This is a genomic window from Polynucleobacter sp. 15G-AUS-farblos, from assembly GCF_018882445.1.
Taxonomy (GTDB): domain Bacteria; phylum Pseudomonadota; class Gammaproteobacteria; order Burkholderiales; family Burkholderiaceae; genus Polynucleobacter.
This window is the reverse complement of the sequence record NZ_JACVOM010000001.1, coordinates 254,626-267,330: the sequence shown is the minus strand read 5'-3', so window position 1 is coordinate 267,330 and position 12,705 is coordinate 254,626. Positions and strand designations below refer to the sequence as shown.

Genomic DNA, 12,705 nt, shown 5'->3' with positions numbered 1-12,705 from the left:
TCATCATTACGCTCTCATTTATGACCAAACACATTAGTTCAACTTTAGCCGTTCCTGAGGCAAGTGCTATTCCACGGCATGTTGCCATCATCATGGATGGCAATGGACGTTGGGCTAGTAAGCGTTTAATGCCTCGAGTGGCAGGCCACTCAGAAGGTTTGGGGGCGGTTCGTAAGGTTGTCCAAGAATGCCGTCGTATTGGTGTCGAGTATTTAACTGTCTTCGCATTTAGTTCTGAGAACTGGCGTCGTCCACCTGAGGAAGTAGGCTTCTTAATGAAGCTGTTTCTGAAATCGCTTAAAGGTGAGGTTTCACGTCTTGCGGAAAATGATATTTCTTTGCGACTCATAGGCGATTTGAGCCGCTTTGATTCTTCTATCCAAGAGATGGTGCAATTTTCTGAGCAAAAGACTGCAGGATGCAAGGGTCTCACGCTGACAATTGCTGCAAATTATGGCGGTCGCTGGGACATTTTGCAGGCTATGCGTCAATGTGTAGCAGCTAACCCCGATTTGCAAGCAGATCAGCTTACAGAAGAGTTGTTGCAGCCTTATTTATCGATGTCCTATGCACCAGAGCCAGACTTATTTATTCGCACCGGTGGTGAGCAACGAATTAGCAATTTCTTATTGTGGCAACTGGCTTACACCGAGTTGTATTTCACAGATATTCTCTGGCCTGACTTTGATGAGGCTGAACTGCATAAAGCATTTGATTGGTATAGCCAGCGTGAGCGTCGCTTTGGTCGCACGAGTGCCCAGCTTGCTACGCAAGTAATGAGCGATGCTGTTTGATTTATCTGCCAATTAAAACATGCTAAAAACCCGAGTCATCACTGCCATTGTTCTCTTGGCAGTCTTATTGCCGATCTTATTTTTATTGCCACCCATTTACATAGGTGTCTTCTTCTTACTAGCTGTATCCGCTGCAGCTTGGGAGTGGAGTCGTTTGCTAAACCCGCAAGCAGGCAGAGCCGCTTGGTTATATGCCGTATTTTGTTTAGCGATTATTCTGTTTTTATTGGCCATGCAAAATGTGGCTTGGCAATTTGCCTTATTACTCTTGGCGGTGATTTTTTGGTTTTTCTTGGCTCCCTTTATTTTGGCTAAAGGGATGAGTGTTTCACTGCAAAAGTTACGCCCCTTTTATATTGTTCTTGGATTTATTCTCTTGCCTGCGACTTGGTTCGCATTAGTCTATCTACGTGAACTTGGTCTCGTTTTCTTATTAAGTACGATGGCTTTGGTCTGGGTTGCAGATATTGGCGCGTATTTTGTCGGCAAAGCAATTGGCAAACGCAAGCTCGCTGCACAAATTAGCCCTGGAAAATCGATAGAGGGTGCCATAGGAGGGCTTCTCCTCTGTTATGGATACGCTTTGCTATGCGTATTTTATTTACCATTTGAGTCCACTATATTTGGCGCCTGGGCAATTCGTTTTGGTTGGGTGCCCATGTTTGTCATGGTGACAGTGCTTACAGCATTTAGTATTTTTGGTGATTTATTTGAATCACAGTTAAAACGTATGGCCGGCGTCAAAGACAGCAGCCATTTGCTCCCTGGGCATGGTGGTGTGCTTGATCGTGTAGATGCATTAATTCCAACAATGCCAATTGCTGCCTTGTTAGCAGGACTGGTGTAAAAGTGATGAGACACGTTGCCATTCTCGGATCAACTGGCTCTATTGGCGTGAACACCTTAGATGTCATTCGCGCACACCCAGATCGTTTTAAAGTTTTCGCGCTCACCGCAAGTAAGCAGGTTGAGTTATTGGCGGAGCAGTGTATTGAGTTTGCTCCAGCAATTGCCGTGATAGGGGATGTACAAGGTGCTGCTCAGTTATCAGCCCTGTTAAAAGAAAAAGGGATTCATACTCAAGTGTTGTATGGTCCTGAGGCTTTAGTTACCGCTGTTACTGATTCAGGCTGCGACACCGTCATGGCCGCAATTGTTGGGGCAGCAGGTTTAGTGCCCACCTTGGCGGCGGCGAAAGCGGGTAAGAGAGTATTACTAGCAAACAAAGAGGCTCTGGTGATGTCCGGCCATCTCTTTATGCAGGCCATGAAAGCCGGTGGGGGCGAGTTACTCCCAATCGACAGTGAGCACAATGCCATTTTTCAATGTTTGCCCGACCAATTTACCAAAGCACCCCATCCTTCCTTGGGGGTAGAGGAGTTGTGGCTCACTGCCTCAGGCGGTCCCTTTAGAAATACCCCTCTTCAGGAATTAAACGTCATCACTCCTGCACAAGCCTGCGCCCATCCGAATTGGGTGATGGGCAGAAAAATTTCCGTTGATTCCGCAACGATGATGAATAAAGGATTGGAAGTAATAGAGGCATTTTGGTTATTTGGACTGCCATTAGAAAAAATTAAAGTACTCATCCATCCACAAAGCGTAGTTCATTCGATGGTGCGCTATGTCGATGGGTCTGTTATGGCGCAGCTAGGTCAGCCAGATATGCGAACTCCAATTGCGTATGGGCTTGCTTGGCCAGAGCGTATTGAAGCAGGGGTTGCGGCACTCAATTTGACCCAGCTTGCTTCATTGAGTTTTAGTGAGCCAGACTTAGCGCGCTTTCCTTGTTTAGCTCTGGCATTTGCGGCTGCAAAAGCAGGTGGTGTTGCGCCGACCGTTCTCAATGCTGCCAACGAAATCGCTGTAGCTGCATTCTTGGATGAGGGAATGCCTTATTTACAGATTCCTCAAGTAGTTGAAAAAACCCTAAACGCGATTCAAATCAGCTCGGTGGATTCTCTTGAGGTGATTTTAGATATTGATGCTCAAGCCAGAAGAGCTGCGCGCGACTTTATTAAGGCAATTCATTAATTGCAAGCTTTAATTACTCTTGCCGCATTTTTAGTGACCCTAGGGGTGCTTGTGAGTTTTCACGAGTTCGGCCACTTTATTGCTGCACGAATATGCGGCGTTCGCGTATTGCGATTTGCTGTTGGTTTTGGTAAGCCGCTTTATACCTTTCACGCAAAAAATCAAACCGAATGGGTATTGGCAGCAATTCCACTTGGGGGCTATGTCAAATTATTGGATGGCCGTGATCGCGAGCAGGTGATTACTCCTCAAGAGCAAGCGCACGCATTTGATGGAAAAAAATTATGGCAACGGTCATTCATTGTTGCGGCTGGTCCATTAGCCAACTTTATTCTCTCGATCATATTGTTTGCCGTCATTTATATTTCTGGAGTTCCACAGCTGCCAGCGGTATTGGATACTCCGCCAGAACATTCATTAGCAGCTAAATTGGGCTTGACCCAGGGTGATAAGGTCCTAGGGTGGCAGGACTTATCTGATGATCAGGATCTGATTCGGGATGATCGATTTGAGCCTGTGTTGAGTTGGAATGCACTACGTTGGGATTTACTCAATTCAGTCACCGGACAAGAAGGCTTTGCCCTGGAGTTAAAGGACGCTTCTGGTGCGCGCTTTACTAAGGCATTTAAAGCCTCAGACTTGCCGCAAATCACGCCAGAATCGGACCCTATGCAGGCCCTAGGAATACGGCCCATGATTAGCTCGCCCCCAGCATGGCAAGAGCTGCAATTAGGCCCCATTGACGCCCTGGTTTATGCGAGCCATCGGGTGTGGTTAATCACTAAGGTTTCTGTAAGGCTAATGGCCGGAATTTTGACAGGAAAGAGCTCCATAAAGCAGTTGGGAGGGCCCCTGAGTATTGCTGATATGGCTGGGAAGTCAGCCCAGGTTGGCTGGCAACCTTTTTTTGCCTTTTTGGCACTCATGAGCATCAGTATTGGGCTCTTGAATTTGCTCCCTTTTCCCATGCTTGATGGGGGTCAGCTCCTGTATGATGCATGGGAGTTAGTTGCTGGTAAGCGAATTTCGATTTCCATGCAAGAGCGGTTCCAAAAACTGGGCTTTCTTTTGCTGATTTCTCTCTCGCTCCTAGCCTTGTTTAATGATTTGCAACGCTATTTTTCACCTTGAATTTTCTGACCTCACCCCTTTCTGTTTTTACCCGTTTTCTAGCCCAAATTTTGTTGGTCTTGGCTGCTGGTATGAGCTTGAACGTGCAAGCAGCAGATTCTTTTGTGATTAAAGACATTCGCATCGAAGGTTTGCAGCGCGTAGAGCCAGGCACAGTATTTAGTTATTTGCCGGTACAAGTAGGCGATACCTTTACAGATGAGAAGGGTACCGAAGCGATTAAGTCTTTGTATAGCACTGGCTTCTTTAGAGATGTGCAAATTCAAGCTCAGGGCAATGTATTGATTGTGATTGTGGATGAGCGTCCAACTATCTCTCGTATTGAATTTACGGGAATGAAAGAATTCGATCAAGAGGTGGTTCGAAAATCCCTCAAAGCAGTTGGAGTTGCTGAAGCACGCTTTTATGACAAGGCGCTGATCGATAAAGCAGAGCAAGAGCTCAAGCGCCAATATATAGGTAAGGGGATGTATGCCGCCGAGGTGGTCGCTACCGTTACTCCGGTTGAGCGCAATCAAGTAGCCATTTATTTCAATATTGATGAAGGTCCTGTAGCAAAGATTCAGGAAATCAACTTCATTGGTAATTCAGTCTTTAGCGAAAGCACGCTTAGAAGCGAGATGCAATTAAAGACGGGTGGTTGGTTATCTTGGTATAGCAAAGACAATCTGTATTCAAAACAAAAATTAACTGCTGACTTAGAGAACATTCGCTCTTTCTATTTGAACCGCGGCTATTTAGAGTTTGTGATTGAGTCAACTCAGGTTTCTATCACTCCTGATAAAAGAGGTATTTATTTAACAATCAGTATTCGTGAAGGCAGTAAATTCACAGTCAAGAATGTGCGTCTTGCCGGGGACTTGTTAGGCAAAGAAAATGAATTGATGCAGTTGATTACCCTAAAGCCAGGCGATACCTTCTCCTCAGCTAAATTAACTGAGAGTACGAAGGCGATTGCCGAGATTCTGGGTTCCTATGGCTACGCTTTTGCCACTATCAATCCGCAGCCAGATATACGACGTGAGTTGAGTGAAGTAGATTTAACTTTGGTGGTAGATCCAGGGCGCCGCATTTATGTTCGCCAGGTCAATATCACCGGGAATTCAAAAACACGCGATATGGTAATTCGTCGAGAAGTGCGTCAATTTGAAAGCTCTTGGTTTGACGGCGATAAGATTGATTTATCGAAAAAACGCTTAGGAAGATTAGGCTACTTTAATGAAACGGATATCGCTACTGAAGATGTTCCGGGCTCCCCTGATCAAGTCGATGTCAACGTCAAAGTGGTCGAAAAACCAACTGGCTCAGTTACTGTAGGTGCTGGTTTCTCCTCAACAGAAAAATTAATTCTTTCTGCTGGTATTAATCAGGAAAATGCATTTGGTACAGGTACAGCGATTGGTTTGAATGCATCCCTAGGTAAGATTAATCAAAATCTAGCGCTTTCCCAATACGATCCCTATTTCACGGAAGACGGCATTAGTCGTTATACCGATTTGTACTACCGTTCATCCAAGCCTTTGTATTACACCGGTGATCCTGATTATCAAATCAAGTCCTTGGGCTCCAATATTAAATTTGGTGTCCCATATAGCGAAGTAGATCGCGTGTTCTTCGGATCGGGATTGGAGTTCTACCGAATTACCACTTCATCGAGCACGCCTCAGCCCTACTTAACATATGCCGAAAGCTACGGTATTGCGCCTCCAGGTTACCCAGCTACTTTGACAACCTATAACGTACCAGTGACAGTGGGTTGGTCACGTGATGGGCGCGATAGCTCCCTGATCCCATCTGCTGGATCTCTGCAACAGTTATCAGGTGAGGTTGGCACTCCTGCCGGCAATATGACCTTCTACCGTATTTTTGGCCAGTATCAGAAATACCATTCCTTTTCAAAAGGAAACATCCTTTCTTTCAATGGAGAGGTTGGCTATAGCCAGGCATACGGCAATAATCCATTCCCAATCACCAAAAACTACTATGTGGGTGGTATTGGGTCGGTTCGTGGATATGCCCCTGGATCCCTTGGACCTACCTTCTACAACACCAATACTGGGACGAATCAGCCTACCGGCGGCCAATCCAAGATCGTATCTAATATCGAATATACGGTGCCAGTTCCAGGGTCTGGGGCTGATAAAACCCTTAGAGTATTTGGGTTCGTGGATGGCGGTAACGTCTACGGCGAGAATATCAACCTGGTTTTACGCTATTCTTATGGCTTAGGTTTATCATGGATATCACCGCTGGGACCACTAAAATTCAGCTACGGTATCCCGATTAAGTCATTACCAACGGATAATGTGCAGCGTTTGCAGTTCCAGGTAGGTACAGCGTTTTAATTGTTTAAGGAAAGTTTTATGAAGCTTCATCATTCTTCAAAGTGGATTCAAGCCAGCTTGGTTGCTGTGATTGCAGTATTTTCTGCATCATCTGCATATGCGCAAGATACTGGAAGCCGCGTAGCCGTTGTGAACTCAGAAAAAGTTTTCAATGAGTCCAACTTAGCCAAAGCAATGCAGACTCGCTTGCAAAATGAATTTACTAAGCGTCAGAATGATTTGCGTGATAGCGCGCAAAAAATTAAGACTGCTGCAGAAAAACTGGATCGTGATGCGGCTGTAATGAATGAAGCAGAGCGTATTCGTCGTCAACGTGAGTTGGCAGATCAGGATCGCGAATTGCAACGCAAGCAACGTGAATTTACTGAGGATTTAAATCAGCGCACTTTTGAAGAGCGTGCAAAGATTGCTGAAAAAGCAAACTTAGTTCTGAAGCAGATTGCTGAACAAAGAAAGCTTGATGTCATTGTTCAAGAAGCAGCCTACGTTAGTCCTAAGGCTGATATCACTGATGATGTGATCAAGGCTTTGAATAGTCTCAAGTAAGCTTTATGCCTACCGCCATCGAGCTGGCCAAACAGTTTCAAGCAAGCTTGGTGGGGGAGGCCTCCCTCGTATTTAACAGCCTCGCTCCACTTGAGCGAGCGCAAGTAGATCAAATCTCCTTTTTATCTAATCCACTGTATCGTCAGCAAGCAAGTGACAGTACAGCTGGAGCTTTGATTGTCAGTCAGTCTGACCTCGATTTTTTACAAGCAAACCCTGGGGCGCATTCAGCGAGTCGGGTGTACTTTGTTTCTAAGAATCCCTATGCCACGTTTGCCAGAATGGCGCAGCACTTTGCTAAAGCCAGTTCGCCACAATATCCAGCGGGTATCCATCCAAGTGCCGCAATAGATCCAAGTGCAATGGTTCCTGCTTCATGTCACATTGGTCCATTTGTACAAATTGGCGCTGGAGTGAAGCTGGGGGAGCGCGTCTCTATTTTGGGTAATAGCAGTATTGCTAGGGATTGCGTAATAGCAGATGATTCGGTCATTTATCCATCGGTATCGATTTATCATGCATGCCAAATTGGCGAGCGTTGCATTATTCATAGCGGTGCTGTGATCGGTGCAGATGGCTTTGGATTTGCTCCTGATTTTTCAGCTACGGGCGGTGAGTGGGTCAAAATTCCTCAAACTGGGCGCGTCATCATCGGCAATGATGTTGAAATCGGCGCCTCAACCACGATCGATCGTGGTGCGATGAGTGATACCGTGATTGGCGCAGGAAGCAAAATTGATAATCAAGTACAGATTGCTCACAATGTCGTGATTGGTAATTGCTGTGTGATTGCAGGATGTGCGGCAATATCCGGAAGTACGAAGATCGGACATTTTTGTATTATTGGCGGCGCGGCTAATTTTGCTGGTCATTTGACTATTGCCGATCGCACTACAGTGTCTGGTAATACTTCCATTATTCGCTCTATCACCGAGCCGGGTCAGCATTTCACGGGGGTCTATCCTTCAATGCTGCATAGTGCTTGGGAGAAAAATGCTGCTATCTTGCGCGGGCTAGATAAAATACGTCAACGCTTGCGTTTATTGGATAAAAACCAAAACAAGGAGTCTTAGGACTTCGCCAACCCAATTAATTTATTAAGTAGGTAATTTATGAGCAAAGCTATTGCAATCGATATTCATCAGATTCTAAAGTTGTTGCCACATCGCTATCCTTTTTTGCTGGTCGATCGCGTTTTGGAAATTACTCCGCGAGAGAGTATTACTGCTTTAAAGAATGTTACGATGAACGAGCCTTTTTTTCAGGGGCACTTCCCTGATTTTCCGGTCATGCCTGGCGTATTGATTATTGAAGCGCTTGCTCAAACTGCAGCATTACTGACTTTCTCAGAAGAACGCCAAGAGAATGCGGTGTACTACTTTGCCGGTATTGATGGTGCTCGGTTTAAGAAGCCCGTCTTGCCAGGCGATCAATTGATCATGACTGCCAGGTTAGAGCGTGAACGTGCAGGTATTTATAAGTTCCAAGTGCAAGCCACAGTCGACGGTGAATTGGCTGCAGAGGCTAACATTACTTGTGCGGTTCGTACGAAAGGCGCGTAATGACTCGGATTCATGCATCTGCTGTTATTGATAGCAAAGCAGAATTGGCTAGTGATGTAGAAGTCGGACCTTATTCGGTCATTGGCCCTAATGTCAAAATTGGGTCTGGTACCAAAATTGGGTCACACACCATCATTGAGGGCTACACCACAATTGGCAAAGACAATCACTTTGCGCATTTTGCTGCTATAGGCGGACCTCCACAAGATATGAAGTATCGCGGTGAGCCAACCCAGTTGATTATCGGCGATCGCAATACTATTCGAGAGTTCACAACCATCCATACTGGCACTTCACAGGATGTGGGTATTACCCGCATTGGTGATGACAACTGGATCATGGCCTACGTTCATATCGCGCATGATTGTCAAATCGGTAATCACACCATTTTCTCTAGTAATGCACAAATTGCGGGTCACGTGCATGTAAATGATTGGGCCATCATGGGTGGTATGTCAGGCGTGCATCAGTTTGTTCGCATTGGACAGCATGCCATGCTCGGCGGTGCCTCTGCTTTAGTTCAAGATATTCCACCTTTTGTGATTGCTGCTGGTGATAAAGCTTCACCGCACGGTATCAATGTAGAAGGTTTAAAGCGCCGTGGTTTTTCTAGTGAAACGATCACAGCCTTACGTCAAGCATATAAAGTACTTTACAAAGACGGCCTTAGTTTTGAAGAGGCTAAAGTAGAAATTCAGAAAATGGTTGTCGCCAGTACTGCTGATGCTGCTACTGCAGAGAAGCTTGCAGAATTTCATGACTTTATTGCCGCCTCAACGCGCGGCATCATTCGGTAACGATAGGTCGACTTTGCCAAAGTTAGCTTGTGTAGCTGGCGAACCATCCGGTGATTTACTTGCTGCGCCAGTATTAAGCGCATTAAATCAAATACCCGATATGGCAGGCCTAGAGGTGTATGGCATTGGCGGCCCGCGCATGCAGGCTGAAGGAATGCGTTCAGATTGGCCAATGGAAACGCTCAGCGTTCGGGGATATGTTGAGGCTATAAAACAGTTACCGGCTATTTTGAAGCTTCGTAAAGAACTCATCACCCACATGTTGGGTGAGGGTCGACCTGATGTGTATTTAGGAATAGATGCACCCGATTTCAATTTAGGTGTGGAGTTGCAGCTACGTAATGCGGGTATTCCGACCTTGCATTTGGTTTCTCCTTCGATTTGGGCTTGGAGAGCGGGTCGCATCAAAAAGATTTCGCAAGCAGTTGAACGCATGCTCTGCATTTTCCCTTTTGAGACGGAGATCTATGATCGTGCTGGCGTAGCCTCTACTTATGTTGGTCATCCCTTAGCTAGTGAAATTCCCCTAGAGCCCAATCCAACAAAAGCACGCGAACAATTATCTACACTGCTTCACCTTCCTGCTAATGCATTAGAGGGAATCGTCATTGCAGTCTTGCCAGGTAGTCGCGGCTCTGAAATTGAACTCATTGCCCCAGTTTTCTTTGAGACGATGCAATTGCTAGCAAAGCAGATGCAAGGCCAGATATTGAATTTCTTAATTCCGGTTGCTACCCCACGTTTACGTGAGCCACTTGAGCAACTTTTGCAGCAAGCGAAAAAAGTAAGTCCCGATATTCAGATTCATTTGCTGGAGGGTAGGGCAGACGAGGTATTGGAATCTGCCGATGTAGTGTTAATCGCTAGTGGTACCGCAACCCTGCAAGCTGCTTTATGGAAGAAGCCCATGGTCATCTCTTATAAGGTGCCATGGTTAACCGCGCAGATTATGAAGCGCCAAGGTTACCTTCCTTATGTTGGATTGCCTAACATTTTGTGTGGCGAGTTTGTGGTTCCAGAATTACTGCAAGATGAAGCCACTTCAGAAAAACTAGCAGCAGCTCTTGTGGAATGGCTGAATCACCCCACTAAAGTCGCTCAATTAAAAGAGCGCTTTGAACAGATGCATGAGACTTTACGCCGTCCAACTGGACTATTGGTTGCCCAAGCTGTTGCGCAGACTATAGCGAGCGCACCTAAACATCGAGTAGCTCGATGAGTGTGATCTGGGTCTGTGGTGTTGATGAAGCCGGTCGCGGGCCTTTGGTTGGGGCTGTCGTTGCTGGTGCCGTGGTACTTGATCCTGCTCAGCCCATAGAAGGTCTGAAGGACTCAAAGAAACTCACACCAGCACGACGTGAATATTTGTATGAGCAAATCATGCAAAAAGCGAAAGCTTGGGGAATAGGCGAGGCCTCCCCTCTGGAAATCGATCAGATCAATATCTTGCAAGCAACCATGTTGGCGATGCGCCGAGCCATTGAAGATCTGACTACTCGCTTGGGCGCTTGGCCTGATAAGGCACTGATCGATGGTAATCGCTGCCCAGAATTGCCCATCAGTGCTGAAGCGATCGTAAAGGGTGATGCAAAGGAGCCAGCTATTTCAGCGGCATCTATTTTGGCCAAAGTGACTCGAGACAGACAGATGCAAATCCTGCATGAGCGCCATCCTCAATATGGTTTTGCCCAGCATATGGGGTATCCAACCGAGGCGCATTTTGCGGCACTCAAAGCCTTTGGAGTCTGTGATGAGCACCGTCGTAGTTTTGCGCCGGTGCGTAAGGTATTGGAGGCGCTATGAGTTTTGATCTGATTAGCTCTAAAGAAAATCCCCTCTTTAAAGAAATTCGTCTTCTGCAGGCAACGGGATCAAAAGGACAAAAAGCACGTCTTGCGCGGGGGCAAGCATTGCTCGAGGGAATTCATCTAGTGCAAACATGGATGGGTGATCCAGCATTAAAGATCTTACTCACCTCGGAAGTCGGCCTTCAGAATGAAGAGATTTCACACGCGGTCTACTCCCATTTAGAAAGCTGTCCAGATACCCGCGTTTATCAATTGGACAGTAGCCTGTGGGATTTATTGAGTGATCTGGTTAATGCGCCTCATATTGCCGGCTTGCTCGATTTACCAAAATCTTGTTTAACTCCCTCTCAATCGATTGCGACTTTGCCTGGAGATGTTCTGATCTTGGATCGCATTCAGGATGCTGGTAATGTCGGGTCAATACTGCGCACTGCAGCTGCTGCTGGCTTTACTCAGGTGATTGCTTTATCAGGATGCGCCCATTTATGGTCAAGCAAAGTCCTGCGTGCCGGTATGGGGGCGCATCAACTGCTCAATCTGTATGAGGGTTGGTCAAATCAGCAAGTATTGAGTGCTGTTACTGCACCATTATTGGCGGCTAGTGCAGATGCCTCAAATGAGCTCTATGACATACAGCAGGATCTGTTGCATCCTGTGGCTTGGGTAATGGGAAGCGAAGGTCAGGGCGTATCAGAAGATCTGATGGTGCAGGCCAAGGGCATATCGATTCCCATTGACCCAAGGGTAGAGTCACTCAATGTCTCTACTGCAGCAGCCCTATGTTTATTTGAGACTATGCGAGTCAGGCGGAGTTAAACCTACGGTTTAGCCCAAGATGGTCTTATCGGATTTAATTGCTTGCAGCACGGTTGTGGCGATCTCCTCGATCGATTTACTAGTGGTCACAACCCAGGGAATCGATTCCTTTTTCATCATGTCCGTGGCTTCATTAATTTCATAGCGGCAATTTTCCAGCTTAGCGTAATTACTTCCAGGGCGGCGCTCATTGCGGATCTCCGAAAGACGCTCAGCATCGATCATGAGGCCAAAAATCTTGTTGCGGAAGGGCACCAGATCCGAGGGCAGTTTTCTACGCTCAAAGTCTTCTGGTATCAGCGGATAGTTGGCTGCCTTAAGGCCATATTGCATTGCCAAATACAGACTCGTCGGCGTTTTACCCACCCTGGAGATGCCAACTAAAATGACATCTGCATCAGCCAGGTTCTGGTTGGACTGGCCATCATCATGGGCAAGAGAGTAATTAATTGCCTCAATACGGTTTTTATAGGCCTCGGTATCCGCATTGTGGTGAAGGCGGTTCATGGCATGGGTCGATTTAATGCCTAAAGCTTCTTCTAAAGGGGCCACAAAGGTCTGAAACATATCCAAAATCAGGCCATTGGCTTTGGTAACAATCGAATTGAGTTCAGAATTTACCAAAGTAGTGAAAACAATGGGCTGAACCCCATATTTGCTGGCTGCTTGATTAATGCTGCTGACCGCATCGTGCGCTTTATCAACGCTGTCCACGAATGGCACCCGAATATGCTTAAAACTGGCCTCAAATTGGGCCAAAATGGACTGGCTGAAGTTCTCTGCGGTGATACCAGTACCGTCAGAAACAATAAAAACAATGCGGGTTTGGGTGGACATGGGATTGGTCTATCAGTCTAGGTCAGCACTACAAT

The 12,705-nt window shown here is 46.4% G+C and carries 13 protein-coding genes; 12 read left to right on the top strand and 1 reads right to left on the bottom strand.

Going from position 1 to position 12,705, the window contains the following annotated elements:
• Positions 1-20: 20 nt before the first annotated feature.
• From ICN41_RS01340 to ICN41_RS01285, 12 genes are all read left to right on the top strand, one after another.
• The gene (locus ICN41_RS01340; RefSeq protein ID WP_216291011.1) at positions 21-794 is read left to right on the top strand and encodes an isoprenyl transferase; all 774 of its coding nucleotides are present in this window, start codon (positions 21-23) and stop codon (positions 792-794) included.
• Positions 795-813: 19 nt separating this feature from the next.
• A complete protein-coding gene (locus ICN41_RS01335; protein ID WP_216291010.1) occupies positions 814-1,641 on the top strand; it encodes a phosphatidate cytidylyltransferase in 828 nt (275 codons plus the stop codon).
• Between the two features lie 2 nt (positions 1,642-1,643).
• Entirely contained in the window at positions 1,644-2,828 is a 1,185-nt protein-coding gene (gene ispC / locus ICN41_RS01330; RefSeq protein WP_216291009.1) for a 1-deoxy-D-xylulose-5-phosphate reductoisomerase, read from the top strand.
• On the top strand, positions 2,829-3,959 hold the full coding sequence (rseP, locus tag ICN41_RS01325; protein ID WP_216291008.1) for an RIP metalloprotease RseP: 1,131 nt from the start codon (positions 2,829-2,831) through the stop codon (positions 3,957-3,959). It abuts the gene before it with no gap.
• A gap of 71 nt (positions 3,960-4,030) precedes the next feature.
• Positions 4,031-6,304 (top strand): outer membrane protein assembly factor BamA, encoded by a 2,274-nt coding sequence (gene bamA, locus ICN41_RS01320; RefSeq protein WP_216291377.1) that lies wholly within the window; start codon positions 4,031-4,033, stop codon positions 6,302-6,304.
• A gap of 18 nt (positions 6,305-6,322) precedes the next feature.
• Complete coding sequence (locus tag ICN41_RS01315; protein WP_216291007.1) at positions 6,323-6,850, top strand: OmpH family outer membrane protein; 528 nt, start codon at positions 6,323-6,325, stop codon at positions 6,848-6,850.
• 5 nt (positions 6,851-6,855) lie between these two features.
• Complete coding sequence (gene lpxD, locus ICN41_RS01310; RefSeq protein ID WP_216291006.1) at positions 6,856-7,923, top strand: UDP-3-O-(3-hydroxymyristoyl)glucosamine N-acyltransferase; 1,068 nt, start codon at positions 6,856-6,858, stop codon at positions 7,921-7,923.
• A gap of 39 nt (positions 7,924-7,962) precedes the next feature.
• Complete coding sequence (gene fabZ, locus ICN41_RS01305) at positions 7,963-8,412, top strand: 3-hydroxyacyl-ACP dehydratase FabZ (RefSeq protein WP_216291005.1); 450 nt, start codon at positions 7,963-7,965, stop codon at positions 8,410-8,412.
• Complete coding sequence (lpxA, locus tag ICN41_RS01300; RefSeq protein WP_216291004.1) at positions 8,412-9,209, top strand: acyl-ACP--UDP-N-acetylglucosamine O-acyltransferase; 798 nt, start codon at positions 8,412-8,414, stop codon at positions 9,207-9,209. Before fabZ ends, lpxA begins: the two co-directional genes overlap by 1 nt.
• Positions 9,169-10,428: a lipid-A-disaccharide synthase gene (gene lpxB / locus ICN41_RS01295; RefSeq protein ID WP_216291003.1), complete on the top strand. Its 1,260-nt coding sequence runs from the start codon at positions 9,169-9,171 to the stop codon at positions 10,426-10,428. Before lpxA ends, lpxB begins: the two co-directional genes overlap by 41 nt.
• Positions 10,425-11,012, top strand: coding sequence for a ribonuclease HII (rnhB, locus tag ICN41_RS01290; protein ID WP_216291002.1), 588 nt, complete (start codon positions 10,425-10,427; stop codon positions 11,010-11,012). Before lpxB ends, rnhB begins: the two co-directional genes overlap by 4 nt.
• Entirely contained in the window at positions 11,009-11,833 is an 825-nt protein-coding gene (locus ICN41_RS01285) for an RNA methyltransferase (protein ID WP_216291001.1), read from the top strand. The genes rnhB and ICN41_RS01285 overlap by 4 nt, the downstream gene beginning before the upstream one ends.
• 9 nt (positions 11,834-11,842) lie before the next feature.
• Here ICN41_RS01285 and ICN41_RS01280 read toward each other — a convergent pair whose 3' ends face one another.
• The gene (locus tag ICN41_RS01280) at positions 11,843-12,670 is read right to left on the bottom strand and encodes a pyruvate, water dikinase regulatory protein (protein WP_216291000.1); all 828 of its coding nucleotides are present in this window, start codon (positions 12,668-12,670) and stop codon (positions 11,843-11,845) included.
• Positions 12,671-12,705: the final 35 nt, after the last annotated feature.

What these genes read in the sequence shown, in the direction of transcription:
- ICN41_RS01340 (WP_216291011.1), top strand. Translation starts at nt 21, where the DNA reads ATGACCAAACACATTAGTTCAACTTTAGCCGTTCCTGAGGCAAGTGCT.
- ICN41_RS01335 (WP_216291010.1), top strand. Translation starts at nt 814, where the DNA reads ATGCTAAAAACCCGAGTCATCACTGCCATTGTTCTCTTGGCAGTCTTA.
- bamA (WP_216291377.1), top strand. Translation starts at nt 4,031, where the DNA reads ATGAGCTTGAACGTGCAAGCAGCAGATTCTTTTGTGATTAAAGACATT.
- ICN41_RS01315 (WP_216291007.1), top strand. Translation starts at nt 6,323, where the DNA reads ATGAAGCTTCATCATTCTTCAAAGTGGATTCAAGCCAGCTTGGTTGCT.
- lpxD (WP_216291006.1), top strand. Translation starts at nt 6,856, where the DNA reads ATGCCTACCGCCATCGAGCTGGCCAAACAGTTTCAAGCAAGCTTGGTG.
- fabZ (WP_216291005.1), top strand. Translation starts at nt 7,963, where the DNA reads ATGAGCAAAGCTATTGCAATCGATATTCATCAGATTCTAAAGTTGTTG.
- lpxA (WP_216291004.1), top strand. Translation starts at nt 8,412, where the DNA reads ATGACTCGGATTCATGCATCTGCTGTTATTGATAGCAAAGCAGAATTG.
- lpxB (WP_216291003.1), top strand. Translation starts at nt 9,169, where the DNA reads ATGACTTTATTGCCGCCTCAACGCGCGGCATCATTCGGTAACGATAGG.
- rnhB (WP_216291002.1), top strand. Translation starts at nt 10,425, where the DNA reads ATGAGTGTGATCTGGGTCTGTGGTGTTGATGAAGCCGGTCGCGGGCCT.
- ICN41_RS01285 (WP_216291001.1), top strand. Translation starts at nt 11,009, where the DNA reads ATGAGTTTTGATCTGATTAGCTCTAAAGAAAATCCCCTCTTTAAAGAA.
- ICN41_RS01280 (WP_216291000.1), bottom strand. Translation starts at nt 12,670, where the DNA reads ATGTCCACCCAAACCCGCATTGTTTTTATTGTTTCTGACGGTACTGGT.